This is a genomic window from Nonomuraea sp. NPDC050733, from assembly GCF_040654215.1.
Taxonomy (GTDB): domain Bacteria; phylum Actinomycetota; class Actinomycetes; order Streptosporangiales; family Streptosporangiaceae; genus Nonomuraea.
This window is the reverse complement of sequence record NZ_JBFAHO010000038.1, coordinates 69,228-78,027: the sequence shown is the minus strand read 5'-3', so window position 1 is coordinate 78,027 and position 8,800 is coordinate 69,228. Positions and strand designations below refer to the sequence as shown.

9 protein-coding genes are annotated in these 8,800 nt (G+C 69.9%); 4 read left to right on the top strand and 5 right to left on the bottom strand.

The window, feature by feature from the left end:
• Nucleotides 1–366: 366 nt before the first annotated feature.
• Nucleotides 367–978 (top strand): TetR/AcrR family transcriptional regulator, encoded by a 612-nt coding sequence (locus AB0H64_RS36645; protein WP_357634067.1) that lies wholly within the window; start codon nucleotides 367–369, stop codon nucleotides 976–978.
• Between the two features lie 60 nt (nucleotides 979–1,038).
• On the opposite strand, the gene AB0H64_RS36640 is transcribed toward AB0H64_RS36645, so the two are convergent.
• Nucleotides 1,039–2,322, bottom strand: coding sequence for an FAD-dependent monooxygenase (locus AB0H64_RS36640; RefSeq protein ID WP_357634065.1), 1,284 nt, complete (start codon nucleotides 2,320–2,322; stop codon nucleotides 1,039–1,041).
• Between the two features lie 78 nt (nucleotides 2,323–2,400).
• Between AB0H64_RS36640 and AB0H64_RS36635 the strand changes: the two genes are divergently transcribed.
• Nucleotides 2,401–2,940, top strand: a complete 540-nt coding sequence (locus tag AB0H64_RS36635) for a helix-turn-helix domain-containing protein (protein WP_357634063.1) — start codon at nucleotides 2,401–2,403, stop codon at nucleotides 2,938–2,940.
• 63 nt (nucleotides 2,941–3,003) lie between these two features.
• On the opposite strand, the gene AB0H64_RS36630 is transcribed toward AB0H64_RS36635, so the two are convergent.
• Nucleotides 3,004–3,855 carry an aminoglycoside phosphotransferase family protein gene (locus tag AB0H64_RS36630; RefSeq protein WP_357634060.1) on the bottom strand — a complete coding sequence of 284 codons (852 nt, stop codon included), beginning with the start codon at nucleotides 3,853–3,855 and terminating at the stop codon, nucleotides 3,004–3,006.
• Between the two features lie 61 nt (nucleotides 3,856–3,916).
• On the bottom strand, nucleotides 3,917–4,837 hold the full coding sequence (locus tag AB0H64_RS36625; protein WP_357634058.1) for a phosphotransferase: 921 nt from the start codon (nucleotides 4,835–4,837) through the stop codon (nucleotides 3,917–3,919).
• A gap of 102 nt (nucleotides 4,838–4,939) precedes the next feature.
• Here AB0H64_RS36625 and AB0H64_RS36620 point away from each other — a divergent pair, with 102 nt between their 5' ends.
• Together AB0H64_RS36620 and AB0H64_RS36615 are read left to right on the top strand one after the other, a co-directional pair.
• Entirely contained in the window at nucleotides 4,940–5,503 is a 564-nt protein-coding gene (locus AB0H64_RS36620) for a GNAT family N-acetyltransferase (protein WP_357634055.1), read from the top strand.
• 534 nt (nucleotides 5,504–6,037) lie between these two features.
• Nucleotides 6,038–6,166: a hypothetical protein gene (locus AB0H64_RS36615; RefSeq protein ID WP_357634053.1), complete on the top strand. Its 129-nt coding sequence runs from the start codon at nucleotides 6,038–6,040 to the stop codon at nucleotides 6,164–6,166.
• A 42-nt stretch (nucleotides 6,167–6,208) separates the two neighbouring features.
• Here AB0H64_RS36615 and AB0H64_RS36610 read toward each other — a convergent pair whose 3' ends face one another.
• On the bottom strand, nucleotides 6,209–7,159 hold the full coding sequence (locus AB0H64_RS36610) for a hypothetical protein (protein ID WP_357634051.1): 951 nt from the start codon (nucleotides 7,157–7,159) through the stop codon (nucleotides 6,209–6,211).
• A 448-nt stretch (nucleotides 7,160–7,607) separates the two neighbouring features.
• On the bottom strand, nucleotides 7,608–8,660 hold the full coding sequence (locus AB0H64_RS36605; protein WP_357634050.1) for a protein kinase family protein: 1,053 nt from the start codon (nucleotides 8,658–8,660) through the stop codon (nucleotides 7,608–7,610).
• Nucleotides 8,661–8,800: the final 140 nt, after the last annotated feature.

The window sequence follows — 8,800 nt, the reverse complement described above, 5'->3', positions numbered from 1 at the left end:
AGCACGACGTTGCGGCCCTTGGGGCCGAGGGTCACCTTGACGGCGTCGGCGAGCTGGTTCATACCGCGCTCGAGACCGCGCCGGGCGTCCTCGTCGAACGCGATCATCTTCGAAGCCATTCCTGCTCCTGCTCTTCGTAGGGCTGTCCGGTCATGGGACTGCCAGGTCGTAGGGCTGCCGGGACGGCGCCCGCGACGGACGGTCCGCCGGCGGGCGGCCGACCTGCCCACGGACCTCGTCGTCCCGGCGCACGCCAGAGGATTGGCACTCTCCAGGCGCAAGTGCCAGGCGTCTCGTCGCACTCTACCCACAACTTGCGTGCCACGCACAGAGTGCGTGCCACGCAACATCGGATAGAGTGGGTCCATGAACGACGCCAGGGATCTTCGGGCGCGCAACAAGCAGGCCACCCAGGAGGCGATCGGCCACGCCGCGCTGCGCCTGGCCATCGAGCAGGGCCCCCACGGACTGGCCCTGGTGCGCGTCCATGACATCGCCACGGCCGCGGGCGTCTCCCCCCGCACCTACAACAACTACTTCTCCAGCAAGGAGGAGGCGATCTGCTCCTTCCAGGCCGGCCAGTCCAAGCGCGTGGGGGAGGCGCTGCACGCCCGGCCCGCCGGCGAGCCGCTGGATCAGGCCATCATCGCGGCCGTGACCGAGCTCTACACCGATCCCGAGCCCGACAAGGCCGGCCTACGCATGATCATGTCGACGCCCGAGCTGGAGGGCGAGGCGCTGAAGGCGTTCACCATGGCGGAGGCCCCGCTCGCCGAGGCGATCGCGGCGCGCACCGGCACCGACCCCGGCCGCGACCTGTTCCCGGCCGTCACGGCCGCCGCGGTCGCCGGCGCCATCCGCGTGGCGGGGCGGCACTGGCTCGTACCCGGCAACACCGAATCCTTCGCCGCCATCCTGCGCCGCGCCCTGTCCTGCGTCGTTCCGGCCGCACCCCCCGAGGCCCCGCAGGACCGGTGACCGGCACGCGCAGGCTTCGTCGCCGGCTCCCTGACCGGCGTGGCGCCGTCGGGGTGGCGCTCATTCCTCGCTCCACCCCGAGCCCGCTGCCGAGGCCGTCTGCGAGGTCGTTCCCAGGCCGCCCCGGCCTCTCCGTGTTGTGGGCGACGGCGCGTAGTCGTCGACGGTCATGGAGTTGTGGAGGCGTGCGCTCTTGGTGGTGAGGCGGAGGAGGGCGCGGCTGGGGCCCGCGGGCAGGGCGGAGATCAGGCGGGCGCCCTGGGCCAGTCCCGACACGCCGAGGCGTGAGGTGGGGATCAGGGTCTTCGCCGCGCTGAGCGCGGCCGCGCGGCTGCCGCGCACGTGCTCGGCCATCGCGCGCTCGTAGGCGGGGAAGGCGCGCTGGTGGTCGCCGCCCGCCCGCGCCAGCTCCCCGGCGAGGACGTACGCGCCGACGACGGCCAGGCTGGTGCTGCCGCCGACGGCCGGGCCGGGGCAGTAGCCCGCGTCGCCGACGAGCGTCACCCTGCCCCGAGACCAGGTGTCCATGCGGAGCTGGGTGATCGAGTCGAAGTAGAACGCCGGGGTGCGGTCGAGCTCGTCCAGCCAGCGGTCCACGTCGGCGTGCATGCCGGCGAACGCACCGCGCAGCAGTTGCTTCTGCCGGGGCACGTCGTGGCGGCTGTAGTCGAGCTCGCGCTCGCTCCGGAACAGGAACAACGCCCGCGCTTCGCCGAGGTGCCGCGCGCCGTACATGCCGGCGGTGCGGCCGACGCCGACGTGCATGAGGAGCTCGCCGTCGAGGCCGGCGGCGTTGGGCAGGGTCAGCACCCCGAGGTAGGCCCCGATGAAGGCGCTGAAGCGGGACTCGTCGCCGAAGACGAGGCGGCGCACGTTGGAGTGCAGCCCGTCCGCGCCGACCACGAGGTCGAAACTGCGGGGCGCGGCGTTCTCGAACCGCACCTCGCCGTCGGGCGAGATCGCGGTGATCGAGTCGCCGAAGACGTACTCGACGTCGTCGCGCGCGGCGTCGTAGTAGATCTCGCTCAGGTCGTCGCGCATGACCTCGACGTGCCGGCCGGAGGCGGCGCCGAAGATCTTGGTGAGATCCACCCGGACGGGACGCCGCGCACCCTCCCGGTGGACGGTCATCCGGTTGGTGCCGGTGGCCCGCTCTTCGACGCGCGGGAGTAGGCCCATCTTCTCCGAGATGTTCATCGCGGGCCGGAACAGGTCGACCGCGTGACCGCCGGTCTTGCGCAGAGCCGGCGCGCGCTCGACGACGGTGACGGAGAAGCCGTACCTGGTGAGCCAGTACGCCAGCACGGGACCGGCGACGCTGGCGCCGGAGATGAGAATCCGCATGAGCATGCCTCCTTACTTAACGGTAGGTAAGCATAACACGGTTACTTACCTATCGTTAAGTCGGGATAGGCTGGCGGCATGGCTCGTCCCTCTGACACCAAGCAGCGGATCCAGGGCGTCGCCCGCGAGCTCTTCGCCCGGCAAGGTGTGCAGCGGACCAGCCTGCAGGAGATCGCCGACCGGCTGGGCATCACCAAGCCGGCGCTCTACTACCACTTCTCCTCACGCGAAGAACTGGTTCGCAGCATCGTGCAGCCGATCATCGACGAGGAAGAGGCGTTCCTGGCGGCTCAGGAGGCGCTGGACGAGGTCGAGCCGCGCGCCCTCCTGGAGGGCTACTTCGACTTCCACTACCGTCACCGCGCAGACATGGTGCTCATGCTCAGCGAGCTGACCACGCTCGCGGACCTGGGCCTGATCACCCTCGTGCTGGACTGGCGCCGGCGGCTGGCGAAGCTGCTGCACGGCCCCGAACCCACGCTGGAGCAGGCCGCCCGGGCCGTGATCGCCTTCGGCGGCATCCAGGACTGCACGATCCAGTTCGCCGACGTGCCGAAGGACGAGCTTCGCCGGGCAGCCGTGGACGGCGCCTGCGCGGCCCTCGGCATCCAGCCGTGACGCGAGGCCGGGCGAAGGGCGTGATCATGCCTCGTCCCCGGCGCCGCGACGCACTCGCCGCGATCAGCCGCGGATGTCCAGCCCTTCGCGATCGAGCGCTGCTCGAATCCGGCTCAGCCACTCTGTGCCCAGCCGGCGCCCGTTCGGGAACTGGTCGCCTCGATCCCAGCGCCACGTTGTGATCATCGCCAGTACGAGGATCCGGCACACGCTCAGCAACTCCTGATCGACACCCGGATAGTGCTCGCTGACTTCTTCGGGCGCATGGGCGAGGTCGAACTCGACAGGCCCGCGGCAACACGTCTCCAGGTCCACGAACAGCAGCCCGTTCGTCGTGGCGAGCACGTTGCCCGGGTGCGGCTCACCGTGCAGCAGCTGCTCGGCGCCACCGCGCTCGCCGATCACCCGTCTCAGGCTTCGCAACGTGTCGCCGAGCAGCTCCCGGTCCGCGTCGGCGAGCGCCGGCGTACGGTCGCGGCTCGCCACGAGCCGTTGAGCCTGCTCGACTCGATCGGTGAAGTGCGGCGCCGGGACATCGAGCCTGCGCATGCCGGCATGCAGCCGCTCGAGCGCATCGGCATAGCCGGCCGGTGAGACCTCTCGAGGTGTCACGGGTTCGTAGTAGGTCCACAGCGTGACCACGAAGCCATCACGCTCATGGACGCGTGGCTCCACTCGCGGCTCGAGAACAGCCACAGGACACCCGGACTCGGCGAGCCGCTGAGCAAGCTGGACCTCGAACCGTGCGACCTGATGCGCTTCCGGTGCCACCCGGGCCAGGACGTCACACGGCAGCAGCCGCAGGGTGAGCTTGTTCGAGTCATGAAGAACGATCGCGTCGTCGACTGTCAGGCCAAGTGACGCGGCGGTCGACATGGCCGCAGCCACCGCACGCGCGACCTCTGAAGCCTGCATCGTCGCCTCGCCTCTCTTCCCTGAACGGGCGCGAAGGTGTTCGGGCGTGTGGAGCGATCGATCAGCGATGGGCCGTTGCGATGAGGCGTCGCAGCGCCGCGTGGGCGGGTGGGCCCCACGTGGCCTTGCCGCCTCGGCGGCCGCGGACGCCGGCTTCGCCGATGAGGATGCCGCCGAGGGCGCGGAGCACGGCCCATCCGCGGGCGCGGCGCAGGGTCGCGGCGTCCGGGGCCGGCCGGTAGGCCTCATAGAGGCGGTCGGCGGTGCCGTCCGGCAGCAGCGTCCAGGCGGCGGCGAGGTCGACGGCCGGATCGCCGGCGAACAGGTCGCCGAAGTCGATCACGCCGCAGATGGTGCCGTCCGCGGTGAGGACGTTGGCCGCATGCAGGTCGCCGTGCAGCCAGAGGGCCGGGCCGGCCCAGTCGGGCGCGGCGGCGGCGTCGTCCCAGACCGCGCGGACGGCGTCCGGGTCGGGGATCAGCCCCCTCTCGGTGGCCTCGGCGAGCTGTCGGCCGACCCATTCGGAGGAGCCGGCCAGCGGTCCTCCGCGGCCCCGGCCAGTGGTGTCCATCTCTGCGGGCGCGGGTCGGTGAAGAGCGGTCAGGAAGGCGGCCAGGGCGTCGGCCGCCTCCGCGCCGCGCGTGACGGGGGCGCGGTCGGCGGGCTCGCCCGGCACCCAGGTGGTGACGATCCAGGGGCGCGGAAACCGCGCGGAGGGCTCGCCGAGGCGTTGCGGGACGGGAACCGGCAGCGGCAGGCGCGGGGCGAGAGCGGGCAGCCAGGTGTGCTCCTTGAGCAGCAACTCGTCCGCGTCCTTCGTCGCCCAGGGCAACCGGACGGCGAGATCGTCACCGAGCCGCCACAGCTGGTTGTCCCAGCCTCGCGCGCCAAGGCGCACAGGGCGATCGGCCAGGTCGGGGTGCTGGTCGCGGAGCAGATCCCGCACCAGCTCCGCGCTGACCTCGATCTCGGTGTGAGTCATGCGGAGCAACGGTAGCCGGATGGCGCGATGGTTGTCCGGGGTTGTCGAACGAAGAGCGCGGCGGTCCCCGCCAAGGGGCCCGTGTTCTAGGATCACGGGCCTATGAGCCGATTGCCCATGCTGTCTGCCACGGAAATCCCGTCGGAACGACTCCTGCTTCGCAAAGCGTTGCACGACACCGACCGTGAGGGACTCATCGAACTCTCGACCGATCCCGAGGTTCGGGCACACCTCGGTGGTCCCCGGCCTCGCAGTGAGGTCGAGCGGCACTTCGACGCGGTCCTGACCGACAACGCGACATCCAGGCCTGGCAGCTATGTCATCGCGGACAACACGACGAACCAGGTCATCGGGACATTGACGCTCGCCCGCCGGTCGGCCGATCGCCCCGCCCATGTCACCGAGGACGGCGAGGAACTGGAACTGGGCTATGTACTGCGGCGCAGCGCATGGGGCGCGGGGTTCGCGTTCGAGGCCGCGACGATCGCGCTGCGGGCTGCGGCTGACGAACTCCCCGACCAGCCGGTCCTGCTCGTGACCCAGACCGCGAACAAGCGATCCCTGAAACTCGCCGCCCGGCTCGGCTTCCGCCCCATCAGCACGTTCGAGGAGTTCGGCGCAGAGCAGACCCTCTGCACCGCTCCCTTGTCCAGGTTCCACCTCTGATACCGGTATCCGGGGGTGCGGCGGCAGGTTGCCCTCGAACAGCAGGTGCGCGCCGAAGGGGGAGTGGGCCTGACCATGTCGGCAGGGCCTGCCAGGATCCCGGTATGACGATCGATGCGCTGGCGCCGTTCCGCTGGCTGCGACCTCCGTACGGCGATCGGGGCGACCCACTCGGCGAGATCTACTGCGTGACCTTGCTGCGTGACGCCCAGAACGCCCCGCACTCGCCGGGCCTGGCTTTTCAAGGACGGTGGGCTCCGCGAGGCCGGGAGGCTCTCAATCCCCCCGATCAATCCTGGTCGTCGGCGTCGGGATCACGCAAGGTCCGCCGGGGGCACATCGTCATCATCCAGCACCGGGTAGCACTGACGAGAGCGGTCTTGCCGTCAAGCAGTCCCACGTCGATGCCCCCTTCGCTGGGGGAGCGGAGAGGAAACGGAGCGCCCCCGTCGGCCGGCCGCGAAAGTTCGACACCGGCGAAACTCTCGAGCGCGCCGTGCTCACCGTCTGGGAGTACGGCTACGCTCCGTGCCCGTGGGGTTTTTGTCTGATGACCAGGTCAGGGCGTATACGGCGTTCGAGGAGCTGCCGTCGCTGTCGGATCTGGAGAAGTTCTTCTCCCTGGACGCGGTCCAGCCCCGGCCGCCTGTCGCCACTCATTAGCTGACCGTGCTTCGAACAGGACGAACGTTGCCTGATGCGGCACTAGCGCGATCGCATCCAGATCCATCCGGTGCTGTTCTCCTCATGAGCGGGTTCCCCGCCCACCGCGATCATCCGATCGTCTCCAGGCAGGCGGGCGAAGTCGGACACAACGTGACCCCAAGTCCCGGTCCGCTCGGGGGGTGGCTCCCTGGTCCAGTGCCAGCCATCGTTGTGAAGAATTTGCCTGTCCCAGCTGTCGCGGTCTACGTCGCCGGCGGTCCAGAATCCGCCATGCCCATCGCCTTCGACCGCCGTGAGTTCGGCCGTTCCTTCCGGAAGTGCGAGCGAGGTGAATCGATGACCGTCCCACCGGAATGCCACCCCCGCCGAGGAATCTTTCGCCATCGTTCCCACCACCCAGACTTCCCCAGGTGACACCGCCGCCACGTCCAGCAGGCGGAGGTACGTGCCGTCGGCCGCCGACGGCCGGATCGCGTAGGGCGGGGGCAGCGGGATGGCGCTGAATCTGTTGCCGTCCCAGTGCAGGACCGTGGACCCGCCCACGGCCCACACGTCGTTCGGTGACACCGCGCTGAGCGCCTGGATGTCCACTTTGAACGGTAACGCCACCCTGCTCCACCTTTCCCGAGACCACCGGTTGATGTATGCGGCGTCGCCGAATTCCGCCAGCCATGCCTGTCCGGGACCCGCCACCACGGCCGCCGACGACTCGCGGATCCCTGTCGGCCCGCCTTGTCGGGACCAGGTACGACCGTTCCATCGCCAGACTCTCCCGTCGCTGCCGAATACCCAGACGTCACGGCTCGATGAGGCGGACACGGCCATGGGGAACTCCGGCCCTCCGGGTATGGTGACGTCGCGCCAGCCGATGCCATTCCACCGCTTGACGGTGGGGCCCATTTCGCCCTTACCAACCGCCCACGCGTCCCGCCTGCCGGTTACCACCACTTCATCCAGCGAAGTCCCGTGCCCGCCCTCGGCGACTTCCACCCAGGTTCCCGAGCCTGTCCGCACCGGAGGGCCTTGAGCGGACGCCGAGGGGGCAGGGGTGCTCGCGCCCCCAGAGCTACAAGCCCCCAGCGTCACCACCAACGCCGCAGCCGCAAGTCGACCGCGCATGTCCGAAACCTCTCTCCCCTTCGCAACCTATGCCGTCTTCACCCAGTTCACGTGCTGATCGCTGCCTCCGGAGACCGATCCGGGGCTCCTGGCCCGCTACGTCACCACTCTGGCGTTCGGTATCGCCGTGCAAGCCGCGAGCGGTGTCGGCCGCGACGAACTCCAGGAGTTGGCCGACGCCGCCCTGCGCAACTGGCCGCCCTCGTGAGGACCGCCCGGCGCTGGTCTTCGCGAGCCAACGACCCTTCGCCCGAACAACATCAATAGAGGCGCGTGATCAACCTTTTGGCGGCTGGTGACACTTTCGTCAACGGCACGGCTACTCGAGCGGCAGGGCGTGCCGTCCGGCGACCTGGCGGATCACCTCCAGCGGGTACGGCGTCTTCCTGCTCTCGCTCTGCAGATCGTGGTAGAAGTCGTTCAGCACGGTGGCCAGCGGGCTGTGCCGCGACAGCAGGGCCGCGACCCCGCCGGGCACGCCGGCTGGCCGCTCTCCCGCCGCCCATTCCCGCACGAGTTCGCGACGCCTTGGCCAGTCGGCGCCGTGGAAGGCGCCGGCCAGCCAGTTCACCAGGTATGTCAGCGTGTAGGTGCGGTCAAAGGTGAGGTGCCGGCGATAAAAGGCCTGTTCCTCCTCTGACAGGTCGAACCGGGCTGACACGGCCTGCCCGAAGTCGGTCAGGTAGAAGCGGCGCCCGTCGGTGAGGATGTTCTCGAAATGCGCGTCGAAGTGCAGCAGGCCGCCCGCGTTCATGAAGGACACGACCTCACGCAGCCCCTGGTCCGCCAGGGCGCAGGCGCGGTCGGCGTCGCCCGCGCGCACCCGCTCGTCCAGCCACTGGTGCAGGTTGTGGGGAAAGTACTCCAGGAAGAGCGTCAGGCTCGCAGGAGCCTCTGCCAGCGCCTCAAGGCGGCGGCGCACGCCGGGCGCGCCCTCCCAGAAAGTGACCGCCCGATCGATGTCGGCCAGCTCTCCGTACAGCGGGGCGGGCTCGGCGGTGGGCAGCACCCGCCAGTGATACAGCAGCGGGAAGCCGGGGAACCGGCCGGTCAGCACCCACTCGGTGGTCATCGTGTGCGCGGCCAGCTCGCGCCAGGCGCCGAAGCCGGGCGAGCCGATGCCGTACTGGCAGAAGGGCGGCAGCCCGAACAGGTCGGTCGTCGAGTGCGGGTGGCGCAGTTCGGGCTCGGTGAGGGGAACGCGTTTGACGAAGACCGAGGTGCCGCCGACCTCGATCCGTGCGGACGCCCCGCCGATGCCGATGCCGAGGGGGACGGCCTCGCGCTCCAGCAGCTCGACCAGTTCCCGGTCGTCGTAGCGGGCCATGGCCGCGGAAACGTCACGGTGGGTGGTCAGCCGCGTGTCCATCATCGTGATCACATTACTGGCTGGTGACGGCCGCCCTTGCCTGGCGGCCACCCTGGATCACACACGATCCCAGGTGCCGCCGGGCTCGATCCAGGTTCGGCCGCCTACGACGACGGGCGTACCGAGGCACGAGCCGGCTACGC

Excerpts from the sequence above, each read along its gene's own strand:
- AB0H64_RS36645 (WP_357634067.1), top strand. The coding sequence starts at position 367 with ATGAACGACGCCAGGGATCTTCGGGCGCGCAACAAGCAGGCCACCCAG.
- AB0H64_RS36640 (WP_357634065.1), bottom strand. The coding sequence starts at position 2,322 with ATGCGGATTCTCATCTCCGGCGCCAGCGTCGCCGGTCCCGTGCTGGCG.
- AB0H64_RS36635 (WP_357634063.1), top strand. The coding sequence starts at position 2,401 with ATGGCTCGTCCCTCTGACACCAAGCAGCGGATCCAGGGCGTCGCCCGC.
- AB0H64_RS36630 (WP_357634060.1), bottom strand. The coding sequence starts at position 3,855 with ATGCAGGCTTCAGAGGTCGCGCGTGCGGTGGCTGCGGCCATGTCGACC.
- AB0H64_RS36625 (WP_357634058.1), bottom strand. The coding sequence starts at position 4,837 with ATGACTCACACCGAGATCGAGGTCAGCGCGGAGCTGGTGCGGGATCTG.
- AB0H64_RS36620 (WP_357634055.1), top strand. The coding sequence starts at position 4,940 with ATGAGCCGATTGCCCATGCTGTCTGCCACGGAAATCCCGTCGGAACGA.
- AB0H64_RS36605 (WP_357634050.1), bottom strand. The coding sequence starts at position 8,660 with ATGATGGACACGCGGCTGACCACCCACCGTGACGTTTCCGCGGCCATG.